15 protein-coding genes are annotated in these 17,296 nt (G+C 60.8%); 8 read left to right on the top strand and 7 right to left on the bottom strand.

The window, feature by feature from the left end:
* Window positions 1-64 precede the first annotated feature (64 nt).
* Window positions 65-814, top strand: coding sequence for an SDR family NAD(P)-dependent oxidoreductase (locus tag ACHH0Z_RS06015; protein ID WP_039266458.1), 750 nt, complete (start codon window positions 65-67; stop codon window positions 812-814).
* On the opposite strand, the gene ACHH0Z_RS06010 is transcribed toward ACHH0Z_RS06015, so the two are convergent.
* From ACHH0Z_RS06010 to ACHH0Z_RS05980, 7 genes are read right to left on the bottom strand one after another with little or no spacing between them, the layout of a single operon-like run.
* Window positions 811-1,740 (bottom strand): ABC transporter ATP-binding protein, encoded by a 930-nt coding sequence (locus tag ACHH0Z_RS06010; RefSeq protein WP_045410268.1) that lies wholly within the window; start codon window positions 1,738-1,740, stop codon window positions 811-813. The genes ACHH0Z_RS06015 and ACHH0Z_RS06010 overlap by 4 nt on opposite strands.
* The gene (locus ACHH0Z_RS06005) at window positions 1,733-2,719 is read right to left on the bottom strand and encodes an ABC transporter ATP-binding protein (RefSeq protein ID WP_045370926.1); all 987 of its coding nucleotides are present in this window, start codon (window positions 2,717-2,719) and stop codon (window positions 1,733-1,735) included. The genes ACHH0Z_RS06010 and ACHH0Z_RS06005 overlap by 8 nt, the downstream gene beginning before the upstream one ends.
* The gene (gene ddpC, locus ACHH0Z_RS06000; protein WP_008501703.1) at window positions 2,719-3,612 is read right to left on the bottom strand and encodes a D,D-dipeptide ABC transporter permease; all 894 of its coding nucleotides are present in this window, start codon (window positions 3,610-3,612) and stop codon (window positions 2,719-2,721) included. The genes ACHH0Z_RS06005 and ddpC overlap by 1 nt, the downstream gene beginning before the upstream one ends.
* Window positions 3,609-4,631, bottom strand: a complete 1,023-nt coding sequence (locus tag ACHH0Z_RS05995; protein WP_045410267.1) for an ABC transporter permease — start codon at window positions 4,629-4,631, stop codon at window positions 3,609-3,611. Before ACHH0Z_RS05995 ends, ddpC begins: the two co-directional genes overlap by 4 nt.
* A 22-nt stretch (window positions 4,632-4,653) precedes the next feature.
* Window positions 4,654-6,186, bottom strand: coding sequence for an ABC transporter substrate-binding protein (locus ACHH0Z_RS05990; protein ID WP_045410265.1), 1,533 nt, complete (start codon window positions 6,184-6,186; stop codon window positions 4,654-4,656).
* Window positions 6,187-6,201: 15 nt separating this feature from the next.
* A complete protein-coding gene (gene ddpX, locus ACHH0Z_RS05985) occupies window positions 6,202-6,777 on the bottom strand; it encodes a D-alanyl-D-alanine dipeptidase (protein ID WP_045410263.1) in 576 nt (191 codons plus the stop codon).
* A gap of 12 nt (window positions 6,778-6,789) precedes the next feature.
* Window positions 6,790-7,644, bottom strand: a complete 855-nt coding sequence (locus ACHH0Z_RS05980) for a MurR/RpiR family transcriptional regulator (protein ID WP_045410261.1) — start codon at window positions 7,642-7,644, stop codon at window positions 6,790-6,792.
* Window positions 7,645-7,910: 266 nt separating this feature from the next.
* Between ACHH0Z_RS05980 and ACHH0Z_RS05975 the strand changes: the two genes are divergently transcribed.
* From ACHH0Z_RS05975 to ACHH0Z_RS05945, 7 genes are all read left to right on the top strand, one after another.
* Entirely contained in the window at window positions 7,911-9,392 is a 1,482-nt protein-coding gene (locus ACHH0Z_RS05975; protein WP_045410260.1) for a carboxylesterase, read from the top strand.
* A 95-nt stretch (window positions 9,393-9,487) separates the two neighbouring features.
* Window positions 9,488-10,699 carry a diguanylate phosphodiesterase gene (locus ACHH0Z_RS05970; RefSeq protein WP_045410259.1) on the top strand — a complete coding sequence of 404 codons (1,212 nt, stop codon included), beginning with the start codon at window positions 9,488-9,490 and terminating at the stop codon, window positions 10,697-10,699.
* Between the two features lie 88 nt (window positions 10,700-10,787).
* Window positions 10,788-11,678 (top strand): aminoimidazole riboside kinase, encoded by an 891-nt coding sequence (locus tag ACHH0Z_RS05965; protein WP_039266450.1) that lies wholly within the window; start codon window positions 10,788-10,790, stop codon window positions 11,676-11,678.
* Between the two features lie 172 nt (window positions 11,679-11,850).
* Window positions 11,851-13,368, top strand: coding sequence for a carbohydrate porin (locus ACHH0Z_RS05960; protein WP_021240175.1), 1,518 nt, complete (start codon window positions 11,851-11,853; stop codon window positions 13,366-13,368).
* Between the two features lie 66 nt (window positions 13,369-13,434).
* A complete protein-coding gene (locus tag ACHH0Z_RS05955) occupies window positions 13,435-14,805 on the top strand; it encodes a sucrose-specific PTS transporter subunit IIBC (protein ID WP_008501693.1) in 1,371 nt (456 codons plus the stop codon).
* A complete protein-coding gene (locus ACHH0Z_RS05950) occupies window positions 14,805-16,211 on the top strand; it encodes a sucrose-6-phosphate hydrolase (RefSeq protein ID WP_045410258.1) in 1,407 nt (468 codons plus the stop codon). The genes ACHH0Z_RS05955 and ACHH0Z_RS05950 overlap by 1 nt, the downstream gene beginning before the upstream one ends.
* Window positions 16,212-16,239: 28 nt before the next feature.
* Window positions 16,240-17,247 carry a LacI family DNA-binding transcriptional regulator gene (locus ACHH0Z_RS05945; RefSeq protein WP_045410257.1) on the top strand — a complete coding sequence of 336 codons (1,008 nt, stop codon included), beginning with the start codon at window positions 16,240-16,242 and terminating at the stop codon, window positions 17,245-17,247.
* Window positions 17,248-17,296: the final 49 nt, after the last annotated feature.

The following is a 17,296-nucleotide window of genomic DNA, read 5'->3' as shown; positions in this document are numbered from 1 at the left end:
GTTTTTCACTAATCCCGCAAGGGCTAAAGTTTGTCCAACGCAAACCCAACAAAAGGTAAATGACATGAACACGACTCTCTCAGGAAAAATCGCACTGGTCACCGGCGGCAGCACCGGCATCGGTCTTGCCACGGCGCAGGAGCTGGCGGCACAGGGCGCGAAGGTGTACATCACCGGACGACGTCAGGCCGAGCTGGACGCGGCGGTGGCTGAAATCGCTTCAACGGCAGTGGGCATTCGCGCTGACGTGTCAAAACTGGCGGACCTGGACGAGGTCTATGCCCGGATAGCCAAAGAAGAAGGCCGCCTCGATATTCTGTTCGCCAATGCGGGTGGCGGCGATATGCTGCCGCTGGGCGCGATCACCGAAGAGCAGTTTGACCGGATTTTCGGCACTAACGTCCGCGGGGTGCTGTTTACGGTACAGAAGGCGCTGCCGCTGCTCTCCGCCGGATCCTCGATTATTCTGACCGGCTCGACGGTGTCCATTAAGGGGACGGCAAACTTTAGCGTCTACAGCGCCAGCAAGGCCGCCGTGCGCAACTTTGCCCGCTCCTGGGCGCTGGATTTGCAGGGCCGTGGGATCCGCGTCAACGTGGTAAGCCCGGGCCCAATCAAAACGCCTGGCCTCGGCGACCTCGTGCCGGAAGAACACCGCCAGGGGCTGTACGACGCGCTGGCCGCTCAGGTGCCGCTGGGCCGTTTAGGCGCGCCGGGTGAGGTGGGTAAAGCGGTGGCGTTTCTGGCCTCCGATGCGGCCAGCTTTATTAACGCCATCGAGCTGTTCGTGGACGGCGGGATGGCGCAAATCTAACCCAGACTGCGCCAGCAGCGGACGTCACGGCCCTCGCGAGAGGGCTGTAACGGCTGAGGACGTTCGCACCCCTGCGCGGCCATCGGGCATCGGTCGCGGAAAAAACAGCCTTCGGGCAGACGGCGGTTGCCGGGAAGCTCCGTTTTGCGTAAGGCCAGCTTCTCATCCAGCGGTTCACCAGTGCGCGGAACCGAATCGAGCAGCAGGCGGGTGTAAGGATGGCGCGGCTCGCCAAGCACCTGCGCGGCGCTGCCCAGCTCCACAATCTGCCCAAGGTACATCACCGCCACGCGGTCGCTCATGTGCCGGACCACCGAGACGTTATGCGAGATCAACACGTAGGTCAGATTACGCTGCTGTTGTAGCGTCACCAGCAGGTTGAGGATCTGCGCCTGCACGGAAATATCCAGCGCGCTGGTGGGTTCATCGAGCACGATGATATCCGGATCGGACGAGAGCGCCCGGGCGATGGCGATGCGCTGGCGCTGCCCGCCGGAGAAGGCGTGCGGAAGCCGGTCGAGATATTCCGGGCGAATGCCTACCTGCAGCGCCAGGTTTTCAGCCAGCTGGCGGCGGTCGCGCTCGCTGCTGCGCTTTTGCACCCACACCGGCTCGGTGATGATTCGCCAGACCGGCAGGCGCGGGTCAAGCGAGGAGAGCGGATCCTGAAACACCATCTGCATGCCGCCCGCGTGGTGCGCCCGCTGGCAGGCGCCGGTGCTGGGCTTAAGCATGCCCATCAGCAGCTGGGCGAGGGTGCTTTTCCCACAGCCGGATTCCCCGACAATGCCAAGCGTTTCTCCCCGACGGATCTCAAGGTCGAGCCCGTTGAGCGCATGGACCCGTTCCGTCACGCGGCCCAGCCAGTTTTTGCGCGCCGCAAAGTTCACGTGCACGCTATCCAGTTCCAGCAGTACATCAGACATGGGCTTTCTCCCGTTGTGGATACCAGCAGGCGGCCTGTTGGCCCTCTGCGCCGGTGGGCGCTAAGCGCGGCGTTTCGCTGCATTTCGCCCCGGCGGCAAAGCAGCGCTCGCGGAATGCGCATCCCTGCGGAAGCTGGCTGAGGTTGGGCACCGTGCCGGGGATGGCGGGAAGCGGGGCGCGCGGCTGGCCGTTTTCCGGCGCGCACTGCAGCAGGCCAATAGAGTAGGGATGCACGGGCTGGTGGATCAGCGTTTGCGTGGTGCCGCTCTCGATCACGCTGCCCGCATACATCACGTACATTCTGTCGCAGAGCTGGGACACCACGGCCATATCGTGGCTGATAAACAGCACCGAGGTGCCGCTGGCCCGCGCCTTGTGCTTCAGCAGTCGCAGCACCTGCAGCTGAACGGTGACGTCCAGCGCGGTGGTTGGTTCGTCGGCGACGATCAGCTCCGGCTCGCAGGAGAAGGCAAGGGCGATCATCACCCGCTGGCGCATGCCGCCGGAGAGTTCAAACGGATAGCGCGCCATGACCGCTTTCGCGTCCGGGATTTGCATCTCTTCCAGCAGGGTAATCGCCTTCTGCTGCGCCTCACGCCGGGAAAGCGGTTGATGCTGGCGGATCACCTCGACCATCTGTTTGCCAATCCGCCGCGTCGGGTTGAGGGCGGTCATGGGCTCCTGAAAAATCATCGCGACCTTTGCGCCGCGCCACTGGCGAAGCTGTTTCTCGGACGCCGTCAGGACATTTTCGCCGAGTAATTTCACCTGACCATGATGAATGCGGTAGCTGCCTTCCGGCAGCAGACGCATGGCGAGCATGGCGGTCACGGATTTACCCGAACCGGATTCGCCCACCACGCCGACAATTTCACCCCTGCCGATCTCCAGCGAGACGTGGTTCAGCGCGTGGACCTCGCCGCGGAAAATCGGGAAGCTCAGATGCAGGTCTTCAATCTTGAGAACCGGGTCGGTCATCACTGTTTACCTCCTGACTTCGGATCCAGCAGATCGCGGATGCCATCCCCAAACAGGTTAAAGCCCACGGCGGTAATCAAAATCGCCGCTCCGGGAAACGCGCAGTACCACCACTGGTCCAGAACGTAGTTACGGCCGACGGCCACCATCGCGCCCCATTCGGCGGTCGGCTGCTGCGCGCCCAGGCCAATAAACCCCAGCGTGGCGGCCATCAGGATGGCGCTGCCGATGTCCAGCGACGCCTGCACGATCAGCGGCGGCAGGGCGTTGCGCAGGATGTGCCAGCGGATCACATGCCAGCGGGATGCGCCAAAGGTGCGGGCCGCCTGCACGTAGGTAAACTGGCGCACCACCAGGGTTTGGCCGCGCGCCAGGCGGACGTAAAACGGAATGCGGACAATCGCAATCGCCAGCATGGCGTTAAACAGGCTTGGCCCGAGCGCGGCGGCCAGCGCCATGGTCAGCACCAGGGAAGGTATCGAGAGCATAATGTCCATCACCCGCATGATGACGGCGTCGCCGCGCCCGCCCAGCACGCCGGACAGACAGCCCAGCAGCGAACCGATGCCGCCCGCAATTACCACCACCGCCAGCCCGGCGGTAATGGACTGCTGGCTGCCCGCCAGCACGCGGCTGAACAGATCGCGGCCCACCTCGTCGGTACCAAACCAGTGCTGCGCGGACGGCGCCTGCAGGCGCGCGGTCAGATCCAGCGCGTTCGGGTCGTGCGGCACGATCCACGGTGCGGCCACCATAATGAAAAGCATCACCAGCATAATGACGCCGCCAACCATCGTGAGCGGACTTTGGCGCAGCATCCAGAACAGCTTTGCCCAGTTGATGCGTTGTCTGGCGGTTTTCACCGGGACGGGCGTTTCCTGCGTTAACATCATTCGGCACCTCCGCGCCCGATTCGCGGGTCAATCCACAGGTAAAGCAGATCGACCACCAGATTAACCAGCACGTAGGCCAGCGAAACAACGACGGCAAAGCCCATCACGGCAGGGAAATCGAGCGCCTGAATGGACGTCACCACCCAGGCGCCCATGCCCGGCCAGGCAAAGACGGTTTCGGTCAGCACGGCCCCGTAAAGCAGATCCCCCAGCGCCAGCCCGAGCACGGTAATTGACGGGATCATCACATTCGGCAGGGCGTAGCGCAGGACGATATACCAGCCGGGCAGGCCGCTGGCGCGGGCCGTGCGGATGTAGTCTTCGCTAAGCTGCTCCAGCATCGCGGAACGGACCTGACGCGCCACGATGCCGAGATGCACAAATGCCAGCGTCAGCGAGGGTAAAATCAGGTGCTGCAGCGCATTGAAAAAGACCTCGCCGTTGCCTTCCAGCAGCGCGTCCAGCAGATAAAAGCCGGTGACGTGCGTCGGCGGATCGAGCCAGTCGTCCAGCCTGCCGCCGCCCGGCAGGATTTGCAGGTGCCCGTAGAACAGCACAATGACGCCCAGCCCAAGCCAGAAGGCCGGGGTGGAGATCCCGGTCATCGCCATCAAACGCACCAGGTGATCCAGCCAGCGGTTGCGGTACACCGCCGATAAAATTCCCAGCGGCACGCCGATGACCAGCGCCAGCAGGAGGGAACAAAAGGCCAGCTCCAGCGTGGCGGGGAAAAAGGCCTTCAGGTCTTCCGCAACCGGGCGTCCGGTACGGATGGAGGTGCCTAAATCACCGTGGGCCAGGGCGTCCACGTAGCGGCCAAACTGAACGTAGAGCGGCTGATCCAGCCCCAGCTGCTGGCGAATGTTCTGCACGATGTCGTCGCTGGCGCGGTCGCCGGCCAGCAGACGGGCCGGATCGCCGGGGATCAGATGTGAAATAATAAAAGTGATAATACAGACACCGGCCACCACCAGGAGTAACCCCCAGCAGCGCTGGCGCACGATGCTCCAGAACGTCATACACTTTCCCCCGGCGAAACGGTTACTTGCTCATGGTGGCGATGTTAAACACCTGCTCGAGCATCGGATTAAAGGTGAAGCCTTTGACCTCTTTGTTCATCGCCAGCTGGTAGTTCTTCTGGAACAGATAAACGTAGGCCGCCTCGTCGATGACCACCTTTTGCGCCTGCTGGTAATCTTTGGTGCGTTCCGCCTGGTCGGTGGTTTTCAGCGCGGCCTGCAGCAGGGAATCGACCTCTTTGTTCTCATAGAACGAGCGGTTGCCCGGCAGACCTTTCTTGTCCGATTCGAACCAGTAGTTCATAAACATGTACGGGTCGGCAAAATCCGGGCTCCAGTTGCCGATGGCAATGTCGTAATCGCCTTTGCCGACGCGGTCGCGCATGGTGGCGTTGGCCAGTTTCTCCAGCTTGACGTTAATGCCGATCTTGCCGAGGCTGGCCTGAGTCGAAAGGGCGATAGGCTCCCAGTTTGGATCGTTGTCCGAGTAGAGGAAGGTCAGGCTGGCGGGCTTGTCTTTGACCTTCTCCAGGGCTGCTTTAGCTTTGGCCTCGTCGAGGCTGTACTGCATGGCCGTGGCGTCAAAGCCCCACATGCCTTCCGGGATCGGGCCGCGCATCTGCTTGCCGTTGCCGCTCAGAATGCCTTTCACCATCCCCTCATAGTCCGTCGCCCAGGAGACCGCGCGGCGTAAATCCACCTGATTGAGCGGCGCTTTGCTGTTGTTGAGGTAGAGGTAGGTGACGCGCAGAGACGGGTATTCGGCGACGGCGACTTTGCCTTCCTGCTTCAGGGCCGCCAGCTGATCGACCGGCAGGGAGTCGGCAATGTCCAGATCGCCGCGGGAAAGCTGCAGACGGCGCGACGCGCTCTCACCGATAATTTTCACCGAGACGCGCTTGAAGTGCGGCTTGTCGCCCGACCAGTGCGGGTTTGGCACCAGCACCAGCTGCTGGCCTTTCTGCCAGCTCTTCAGCATAAACGGCCCGGACCCGGCGGTGTTTTGCGCCAGATACCCGCGCGCGTCGTCCGCAGCATTGGCCTTCAGCACCGTCGGGTTAATGATGGAGGCGCCGTCGTTCGCCAGGGTGTAGAGGAAAGGCGCGAACGGCTGGCTGAGGGTGAATTTCACCGTATGGTCATCAACGGCATCAATTTTCAGATCTTTTGGAAAGGCTTCAGACGGCCCCTGGCCGAGCTTCAGCAGGCGTTCAAAGGAGAGTTTGACCGCCTCGGCGGTGACCGGCGTGCCGTCGGAGAATTTGGCGTTATCCGCCAGGGTGAAGGTCCACTCTTTCTGGTCGTCGGAGGCTTTCCAGCCCGTCGACAGATCGCCTTCCACCTCGGTAGAGCCTGGCTTGTACTTGACCAGACGCTGGTAGGATGGATAGGTGACGGTCCAGTCGTTGTTATCAATAGTGATGGCCGGATCGAGCGTTTGCGGGTCGGCGGCTTTACCGATGACCAGCATGTCTTTCGGGACGGCAGCCAGCGCCAGCGGTGCACTCAGGGCCAGCGTGGCGGCAATGACGGTCGAGAGAAGCGATGTTTTCATGGCAGTGCTCCAGGTTCAAAAAGAGGTGTGCGTCAGGGGAAAACAGGCAAAACGGTCATCAAGCAGCGGGTAGCTGGCGGCGTTCGGCAGTTCGAAGTGCCACCATTCGCTGCCGATCCCGACAAAACCGCCGCCGAACATGATGGCGTTCAACAGCAGACGGTTGCGCTGGGCGTGGGGCGGCACGGAAGGGTGATACGGATGCGAGCGGTCATGCATTTCGTCAAAACCGGCGCCCATATCCAGCACGGCGTTATGCTCGTCCATCAGGGTCACGTCGATGGCCGTGCCGCGACTGTGGTTGGAGCCAATCGCCACGTCGACAACATATTCCGGGTTCGGGCAGGCCTCCCACAGCTGGGCCTGCGCCTGCTGCGGCCGATAGGCGTCGTAAACCACCAGCTTCAGTCCGGCCAGCGTGGCAATGCTGATGGCTTTTGCCAGCGCGGTGGCCGCGTCGGTATGCAGCAGGCACAGCGCCTCCTGGTAAATTGGGCGGCCGGTAATATTGTCGGCGGTGGCGTACTTCAGATCGATATGCAGCGTGGGGAACGTCTTCGCCACATCAATCAGTTCACTCTCTACGGGCATAGCTCCGCTCCTTTAGCGTTCGAATTGACCAAACTCTTGTTGTAATTGTCGGTTTACTGCCAGGCGCGCCGGGAGCGCATCACCCAGCGCTTCCACCACGCCCGACAGCAGCAGGTTGAACAAACAGCTCACAGGGGCAAGTGAATCCCAGAAATGACCGGTATCGGTTTTCACCTGCAGTAAATCAATCGGATAATCCCGCGCCCACGGGCACCAGATGTCGGTGATTAAGGCCAGCGGAATGCCTTTCTCGCTCGCGACGCGGCAGTACTGTCGGGCCATCGTGGAGTAGGTACGCGTATCGGTCAGCACGACATAAGGGTGCGCAAACCCGGAGTTCAGGGATTCCACCCAGCTGCCGGATGCCCCTTCGGAGTAGCTCACCCGCGGCCGGAGGTATTCAAGGTGGCTGAAGAAGGCGTTGGCGATCCCGCGCGTGGACTGGATCCCCAGCACAAAGACCGCGTCCGCGTGGGCCAGATGGTGCACTACCTGGCGGAAGGCGTCCGTTTGCGCCAGCTGATACACCTGCGTGATGGCGTCCACTTCCAGCGACAGGGCGTGCTGAAGGCGGTTGGGCAGGGGGCGCTGCTGCTGCCAGGAGTCGAGGCGCTCGTTCATGCCCCAGGGCTGATACGGATCGCGCAGGCTCTTTTTGGCATCTTCCAGGTTGCGATATCCCAGCTTGCGCAGGAAGCGTCCGACGGTGATCCCGCTGGTCCCGCTCGCCAGCCCGACGCTCTCCGCCGTTTCAAACGGGATTTGCGCGGCGTGCGCCAGCAGCCAGCTTCCGACCCGCTTTTCGCTGGGCGTGAGCTGGCTGAAGGTCGCCTCGATACGGCTCAACATCTCGGGTTTCGTCGTCATACCGCCTCGCTGTTAACAGGCTGTCAAAAGCTGAATATGTGTTACCGGGTTAACAATGCATGACGCGTGCCATGTTCACAGAAGGGCGAAAACCCGCTGCGCAGTAAACTTCATGCAATATTTCGTTAACCAATGATCAACATTTGTGCAGCGTAGTTCACTTTTGGTGCACTGGCTGACCTGGCAGGGATGAATTTGGTGAATACGTCTGCCCGTTCACATTTTTGATAAGATAGAAAGACAGTGAACATAAAAGGGATCCCGGCATGGCGAATTGGCCCTGGCGAGTCAGCGTGCGCCTGGTGGCGCTTGCAAAGAAAACAGGGATGGTCGTGGGGATCGTCCTGGTCGTCCTGCTGGCGGTGCGGGTCTATCTTTCGCAGCAGGGGCCGGAACTGCACCCGTGGCACACCTGGCGGGCAGATGAGATGTCCGTGCGCGAGCTGGATAACGCCGATTTCGCCGGGTACCTCGCCCGTGAAAAGGCGATTTTCACCGATCTGGATAACGCGGTGACGGCGAAAACAGCCGGCGAGGATCAAACTCCGTTAAACCGCTACTACCGCCAGAGCCTGGTGTGGCCCGGCCAGTTTGCCCCCGATGCCAACCGCTCCTTTGTGCTGATGCCAGCCGGGAAGCCCCGCGGCGCGGTGGTGCTGCTGCACGGCCTGACCGATTCGCCTTACAGCGTCAGGCACCTTGCCGTGAACTATCAGCAGCGCGGCTTTGTGGCCGTGGTCCCGCGTCTTCCCGGACACGGCACCGCGCCCGGCGCGCTGACGGACGTGGACTGGGAAATGTGGCTGGCAGCGACGCGGCTTGCCGTGCGGGAAGCCACGCGCCTGACGGGGAATAACGTGCCGCTGCATCTGGTGGGCTACTCCAACGGCGGGGCGCTGGCGATGAAGTATGCCCTCGATGCGCTGGAAGACCCTGCGCTGCGTAAGCCTCAGCAGATGATCCTGCTCTCACCGATGATCGGCGTGACGTCCTTTGCGCGGTTCGCCGGATTCGCCGGGCTACCGGCGCTGTTGCCGCCGTTTGCCAAAGCGGCCTGGCTGAATATCTCCCCGGAATATAATCCGTATAAATACAACTCGTTCCCGGTGAACGCCGCCCGCCAGTCGTGGCTGCTGACGAAGGCCCTGCAGGAGCAGATTGGCCGTGAGGCGCGGGAAAACAGGCTGGCGAATTTGCCGCCGGTGCTGGCGTTCCAGTCGGTGATGGACTCCACGGTTAGCACCCGCGCGGTGGTCAGCGGCCTGTTTGACCAGCTTCCGGCAAACGGCAGCGAGCTGGTAGTGTTTGATATCAACCAGGCGGCGAGCTTCCGTCCGCTCTTTAAACCGTCGTCCTGGACGGCCACCACGGCGCTGCTGCCGGTCGCGCAGAGGCGTTACAGTGTCACGATTATCACCAATGCCGGCGAGCACAGTTTCTCGACGGTGGCGAAAATCACGCCGGCAGGCAGCACGCAGGAGACGGTCGTGCCGCTTGCCCAGTCCTGGCCGCAGGATGTTTATTCCCTGTCGCACGTTGCGGTGCCGTTCCCGCCGGATGACGATCTCTATGGTCGTGAACCACGCGTGAAAAACCGATATGGCATCAGCCTGGGGACGATTGCGCTGTGGGGAGAAACGTCCGTACTGAGCGTTGGTAAAGAGGCGCTTATGCGGGTCACCTCGAACCCGTTCTACGACTATATGCAGGAGAGGATTAACAGCCGGATCGGGGACCAGAAAAAGTAATGTTCCCTTGTGGCGTGAATATGTTAGGTCGCATTGATTAAGTATGTTACATAGTAGCTTCAAGGCACCTCTCTTTATCACTGGAACCCCTTTTTGTGCTGACGACGCTGATCTACCGAAGCCACTTGAATTTATCCCGCCCGTCCACCGAACTGCGGGAGCTGGTGGAGCGCGCCAGGGGCCGCAACGTAAAACTGAACATTACCGGCGTCCTCCTGGCAAAAGGGAATGACGTTCTGCAGATCCTCGAAGGGTCGGAAGAGAGTGTGGTCAAACTGTTCCATAAAATCCGCGAGGACAAGCGGCACAGCGGGGTAGTAGAACTGCTGCGGGACTATGGTCCGCGCAGACGCTTCGAAAACGTCGGTATGCTGCTGTTTGATCTGCAAACGCAGTCGCCGAAAGAGGTGCTGCAGTCGGTGCTGCGCTACAGCAAGCTGGACAGCTATCTGACCTCCGACGATCGGGTGTTCAAATTTATTCAGACCTTCATAACCGGTAAACGTCCGGTCCCGTCGGGGGCACGCTACACCGCGGACAAATGGACGCTCTCGACCGAAACGCTACCCTTTGGCGAACACCTGGGCCTGATTGCCGGGCAAACCTGCCAGTTCGCGCTGCAGCCTATTGTCGAGCCCTCGGAAGGGAAGATCAGCTCCCTTGAGGCGCTTATCCGCGGCAACGACGGCGGCAGCCCGGAGTATTTCTTCAGCACCGTCGACCCGGACAACGTCTACGAAGTCGATCTCCAGACAAAAGCCTATGCCTTTGCGCTGGCGGAAAAGCTGGGCATTGGTAGCCATAAAATCGCGGTCAACCTGCTGCCCATGTCGCTGGTAAATGTCCCAGGCGCGGTGGAATTTCTGGTCGATCAGATTAAAAAACATGGCCTTCAGCCGGAGCAGGTGGTCATTGAAGTCACTGAAAACGAGATGATCTCCGGGCTCAACCAGTTTAACAGCGCCATCAAGCAGCTTCGCGGCGAGGGGATTGGCCTGGCGATCGATGATTTTGGCTCGGGCTATGCCGGGCTTTCGCTGCTGACCCGCTTCCAGCCGGACAAAATTAAAATCGACCGTGAGATTGTCAGCAACATCCACCTGAGCGGCCCAAAACAGGCGATTGTGCGCTCCATCATCAGCTGCTGCTCCGATCTTGAAATCACCCTGGTGGCCGAAGGCATCGAGAAAATTGAGGAGTGGTGCTGGCTCGAATCGGCCGGAATCCGCCGCTTTCAGGGATTCCTCTTTGCCCGGCCGCAGCTTAATGGCGTCGGCGATATCCACTGGCCGCATCTGGTGCGGTAAGCCAATTTTCCCTCCCGTTATTTCCCCTTTGCCCGGCCTGTGCTTAAATAGCTAAAACGGTTTAACATGGTTTAGCTACGAGGATCACATGAAGAAAATCTGGGTACTTGGCGATGCGGTAGTGGATTTGCTGCCCGATGGAGAAGGTCGATTATTGCAGTGTCCCGGCGGCGCGCCGGCGAACGTCGCGGTCGGTATTGCCCGGCTGGGCGGCCAGAGTGCCTTTATCGGCAGGGTTGGCGACGATCCTTTCGGGCGCTTTATGGCGAAAACGCTCGCTGACGAGCGGGTCGACGTAAAGTGGATGCGTCTTGACCCGGCGCACCGCACCTCAACGGTGGTGGTCGATCTCGACGACCACGGCGAGCGCTCGTTTACCTTCATGGTGCGCCCGAGCGCCGATCTGTTTCTCGAACCCGACGACCTGCCGACGTTCAGCGCCGGGGAGTGGCTGCACGTCTGCTCCATCGCCTTAAGCGCCGAGCCGAGCCGGACTGCGACGTTTCAGGCGATGGCCGCCATTCGTGAGGCGGACGGTTACGTCAGCTTCGACCCCAATATTCGCCCGGACCTCTGGCCGGATGAGAACGCACTGCATGGCTGCCTGGAGCAGGCCCTGCAAAGCGCCGACGTGGTGAAACTTTCGGTAGAAGAGCTGGCCTTTTTCACCGGCAGCGCGGAGGTCAACGTTGGTCTGGAGGTGCTGATGCAGCGCTGCCCGGCGCGTCTGGTGCTGGTTACCCAGGGAAAAGCGGGCGTAACCGCGTGGCATGAAGGTAGCGTAAAACACTACCCGGCAACGCCTGTGCAGTGCGTCGATACGACCGGTGCGGGCGATGCCTTTGTGGCGGGGCTGCTCTACGGGCTAGCCGCCGGACAGGACCTGACGCCGGTTATTGCGCTCGCCCAGCGCTGCGGCGCGCTGGCCACCACCGCCAAAGGGGCGATGACCGCGTTGCCCTGGCAGCACGACCTGTAATTTCTCCTCTCCTGGCCGCCATCCGGCGGCCTGAATTGTCGCCTCGATCACACTTACTAAATCGGTTTAGCAAAAAAGATTGCCGATCCAAAATTCACAGGTTTAGTATCAGCAACCTAAACCGGTTTAGCAATTTAGCACGTTTAATGACTTCTTTTAGGGATGCGACAAAATGTATAAAAAACGCAGACTTGCCGTGATGATAGGCATGCTGGCCGGAAGTACCTCTGTTTTTGCCCAGACGGATATGTCCAGTATTGAAGCGCGTCTTGCCGCGATGGAGCAGCGCCTTCAGGACGCGGAAACGCGCGCGCAGGTGGCTGAGAAGCGCGCCGCGGCAGCAGAGCAAAAAACGCAGCAGCTGGTTGCCGCTCAGCAGCAGGCGCAAACGACAACCCAGGAGGTGGCGCAGCGCACCACCGCGCTGGAGAAGAAGGCGGATCAGACCGGCGGGTTTGAGTTCCACGGCTATGCCCGCTCTGGCCTGCTGATGAACGATGCCGCCTCCAGCAGCAAAAGCGGCCCTTACCTGACCCCAGCCGGTGAAACCGGCGGTGCGGTGGGGCGTCTGGGTAACGAAGCCGACACCTACGTCGAGCTGAACCTGGAGCACAAGCAAACCCTGGATAACGGGGCGACCACGCGCTTCAAGGCGATGCTGGCCGACGGTCAGAGAACCTATAACGACTGGTCAGCCGATACCAGCGATCTCAATATTCGCCAGGCCTTCGCGGAGCTGGGCAACCTGCCTGATTTTACCGGCGCGCTGAAGGGCAGCACCTTCTGGGCGGGTAAACGCTTCGACCGCGACAACTTTGACATCCACTGGCTGGATTCCGACGTGGTGTTCCTGGCCGGTACCGGCGGCGGCGTTTACGACGTGAAGTGGAACGATTCGCTGCGCAGCAACTTCTCCATTTACGGCCGCAACTTCGGCAGCGTGGAGCAGACCGACAACAACGTTCAGAACTATATCCTCAGCATGAACCACTTCGCCGGCCCGTTCCAGCTGATGGTGAGCGGCCTGCGGGCGAAAGATAACGACGACCGTAAAGACACTAACGGCGATCTGATTAAAACGGATGCCGCCAATCACGGCGTTCATGCCCTGGTAGGCTTGCATAATGAGAGCTTCTACGGCCTGCGTGAAGGGACCGCCAAAACGGCGCTGCTGTATGGTCACGGGCTGGGGGCAGAGGTGAAAAGCATCGGCTCCGACGGCGCGCTGCTGTCTGAGGCGGATACCTGGCGCTTCGCAAGTTACGGTGTCACGCCAATCGGCGGTGGCTGGAGCGTTGCGCCCGCCGTTCTGGCACAGAGCAGTAAAGATCGCTACGTCAAGGGCGATAGCTATGAGTGGGTAACGCTCAATACCCGCCTGATCAAAGAGGTCACCCAGAATTTCGCGCTGGCGTTTGAGGGAAGCTACCAGTACATGGATTTAAACCCGGAGGGCTATAAGGACCGCAACGCCGTGAACGGCAGTTTCTACAAGCTGACCTTTGCGCCGACGTTAAAAGCGAGCAAAATCGGCGATTTCTTCAGCCGTCCGGAACTGCGCCTGTTTGCCACCTGGATGGACTGGAGCAGCAAACTGGATAATTACGCCAGCGATGATGCCTTTGGCAGCAGCGGCTTCAACGCCGGCGGGGAATGGAACTTTGGGGTCCAGATGGAAACCTGGTTTTAACCCATCACGCTCCCGCCTGGCGGGAGCGTTTCGCACATCATAAAAAGAAGTCAGGCAGAGGTATCTATGGATTTTAATCAAATCGCCCGCGAGCTAATTCCGCTGCTCGGCGGCAAGGAAAACATCGCCAGCGCGGCGCACTGCGCAACGCGTCTTCGTCTGGTGCTGGTTGATGACGCGCTGGCGGATCAGCAGGCCATCGGCAAGGTCGACGGCGTAAAAGGTTGCTTCCGTAACGCCGGGCAGATGCAGGTGATTTTTGGCACGGGCGTGGTCAACAAGGTGTACGCCGCATTTATTCAGGCGGCGGGAATTAGCGAATCCAGCAAATCGGAAGCCGCGGATCTGGCGGCGCGCAAGCTGAACCCGTTCCAGCGCATTGCCCGCTTACTCTCCAACATCTTTGTGCCGATCATTCCCGCGATTGTGGCGTCCGGTCTGCTGATGGGTCTGCTCGGCATGGTGAAAACCTACGGCTGGGTCAATGCGGATAACGCCCTCTACATCATGCTGGACATGTGCAGCTCGGCGGCGTTTATCATTCTGCCTATTCTGATTGGCTTTACCGCCGCGCGCGAATTTGGCGGTAACCCGTACCTCGGCGCGACGCTGGGCGGCATTCTGACCCACCCGGCGCTGACCAACGCCTGGGGCGTGGCGTCGGGCTTCCACACCATGAACTTCTTCGGCCTTGAGATCGCGATGATTGGCTATCAGGGCACGGTATTCCCGGTATTGCTGGCCGTCTGGTTCATGAGCATCGTGGAAAAAAACCTGCGCCGCGCGATCCCGGATGCGTTAGACCTGATCCTGACGCCGTTCCTCACCGTGGTTATCTCCGGCTTTATCGCCTTGCTGATTATCGGCCCGGCGGGGCGCGCTCTGGGGGACGGTATCTCCTTTATTCTGAGCACGCTGATCGCCCACGCGGGCTGGCTCGCCGGGCTGCTGTTCGGGGGACTTTATTCGGTGATTGTGATCACCGGTATTCACCACAGCTTCCACGCGATTGAAGCCGGGCTGCTGGGCAACCCGTCGATTGGCGTTAACTTCCTGCTGCCGATCTGGGCCATGGCGAACGTGGCGCAGGGTGGCGCCTGTCTGGCGGTGTGGTTCAAAACCAAAGATGCCAAAATCAAAGCCATTACCCTGCCGTCGGCGTTCTCTGCAATGCTGGGCATCACCGAAGCGGCCATTTTTGGTATCAACCTGCGCTTCGTTAAGCCGTTTATCGCCGCGCTAATCGGCGGTGCGGTGGGCGGGGCTTGGGTGGTCTCCGTGCACGTGTACATGACCGCCGTCGGGCTGACCGCCATTCCGGGCATGGCCATCGTGCAGGCCAGCTCGCTGCTGAACTATATTATCGGCATGGTGATTGCCTTCGGCGTGGCGTTTACCGTCTCACTGCTGCTGAAATATAAAACGGACTCTGAATAATGACGTTACCTTCCCGCTGGCCTGCGATCCTGCAGGCCGTTATGACAGGTCAGCCGCGGGCGCTGGCGGACAGCCACTATCCGCAATGGCACGCCGCGCCGGTGACGGGGCTGATGAACGACCCGAACGGGTTTATCTGGTTTGCTGGCCGCTATCACCTGTTCTATCAGTGGAACCCGCTGGACTGCGAGCATCGTTTTAAGTGCTGGGGGCACTGGAGTTCTGCGGACCTGGTGCACTGGCAGCATGAGCCGCTGGCGCTGATGCCCGACGAGGCGTATGACCGCAACGGCTGCTACTCCGGTAGCGCCGTGAATAACGAGGGCGTACTGACCCTGTGCTACACCGGTAACGTCAAGTTCGATGACGGTAGCCGCACCGCCTGGCAGTGCCTGGCCGTGGAGCAGCCGGACGGGACCTTTACGAAGCTGGGGCCGGTGCTGGCGCTGCCGGAAGGCTACACCGGCCACGTGCGCGACCCGAAGGTGTGGCGGCACGACGGGGACTGGTACATGGTGCTCGGCGCGCAGGATGTGCAGAAGCGCGGCAAGGTGCTGCTCTTTAAATCAGTCGATTTGCACGCCTGGACATCCTGCGGGGAGATCGCCGGTCACGGGGTTAACGGCCTGTCGGACGCGGGCTATATGTGGGAGTGTCCGGACCTGTTTGCCCTCGACGGGACGCACGTCCTGATCTGCTGCCCGCAGGGGCTGGCGCGCGAGCCGCATCGCTACCTCAATACCTATCCGGCCACCTGGATGAGCGGGGCGTTTGACTATGCCCGCGCGACGTTCGATCACGGCGAGCTGCACGAGCTGGACGCGGGGTTTGAATTCTACGCCCCGCAAACCACGCTGGCGGAAGATGGACGCCGCATCCTGATTGGCTGGATGGGCGTACCGGACGGGGAAGAGATGCTTCAGCCCACGCGGGCGCACGGCTGGATGCACCAGATGACCTGCCCGCGAGAATTGCGCTTCCGCGACGGCAGGCTCTGGCAAACCCCGGCGCGCGAGCTGGCGGCGCTGCGTGAAGATGAGCAGCACTGGCAGGGGCGCGCCAGCGACGCGCCCGAACTGGACGCGACGCGCCTGGAGTTTGAGCTGAGCGCATCGCAGGTGAATGTCGATTTTGGCGGCGCGCTGCGCCTTACGCTCGATGAGCAGGGCGTGCGCCTGGAGCGCGCGAGCCTGAAAACCGGTGAAACATTGGCCCGCTACTGGCAGGGCGACGTCCGTCATTTGCGCGTCCTGTGCGACCGCTCCAGCGTCGAAATCTTCATTAACCATGGCGAAGGGGTAATGAGCAGCCGCTATTTTCCTGACCATCCGGCCCGGGTGCGATTCGAAGGTGCGTCCGATATCACATTACGCTACTGGTCGCTGCGCGCCTGCATGATAGAATGAGGGTTTTGGCAGCCGGATCTAAGTCGTTGTGAGAAAAACAAAACGCGTCACCATTAAAGACATCGCGGAGCTGGCGGGGGTGTCAAAAGCCACCGCCAGCCTGGTTCTGAACGGTCGCAGCAAAGAGCTTCGCGTGGCGGAAGAGACGCGCGAGCGCGTGCTGGCAATTGCAAAAGAGCACCACTATCAGCCCAGCATTCACGCCCGGTCGCTGCGCGATAACCGCAGCCACACCATTGGTCTGGTGGTCCCGGAGATCACCAACTACGGTTTTGCCGTCTTTTCGCACGAGCTGGAAACGCTGTGCCGCGAGGCGGGCGTGCAGCTGCTGATCTCCTGCAGCGATGAAAACCCGGGGCAGGAGACGGTGGTGGTGAACAACATGGTAGCGCGTCAGGTGGACGGGCTGATTGTGGCCTCCAGCATGCTCAACGACGCGGACTACCATAAGCTGAGCGAGCAGCTGCCGGTGGTCCTGTTTGACCGCCACATCAACGACAGCGCGCTGCCGCTGGTGATCACCGATTCCATCACCCCGACGACCGAACTGGTGGCGGACATTGCGCGCCAGCATCCTGATGAGTTCTACTTTCTCGGCGGCCAGCCCCGTTTATCCCCGACGCGCGATCGTCTTGAAGGCTTTAAGCAAGGGCTGCGTGAGGCCGGTGTGGCGCTGCGCCCCGAGTGGATCATTCACGGCAACTATCACCCGAGCTCCGGATACGAGATGTTTGCTGAACTCTGCGCCCGCCTGGGGCGTCCGCCGAAAGCGCTCTTCGCCGCCGCCTGCGGGCTGCTGGAAGGGGTGCTGCGCTATATGGGCCAGCATAACCTGCTGCAAAGCGATATCAGGTTAGCCAGTTTTGACGATCACTATCTCTACGATTCGCTGACGATCCCGGTGGATACCATCCGCCAGGATAACCGCCAGCTGGCATGGCACTGCTTTGATTTGATTAGCAAACTGATCGAGGGCGAGACCCCGGAACTGTTGCAACGCAAGCTGGCGGCCACCCTGCAGCGGCGCTATAAGTGAGCAATATAGCCCGGACCGATACATCAATAACTTTAATTAATTTAAGTTT

Source organism: Enterobacter cloacae complex sp. 2024EL-00227 (assembly GCF_043945315.1).
Lineage (GTDB): Bacteria > Pseudomonadota > Gammaproteobacteria > Enterobacterales > Enterobacteriaceae > Enterobacter > Enterobacter roggenkampii.
This window is presented reverse-complemented; position numbering and strand designations above follow the sequence as displayed.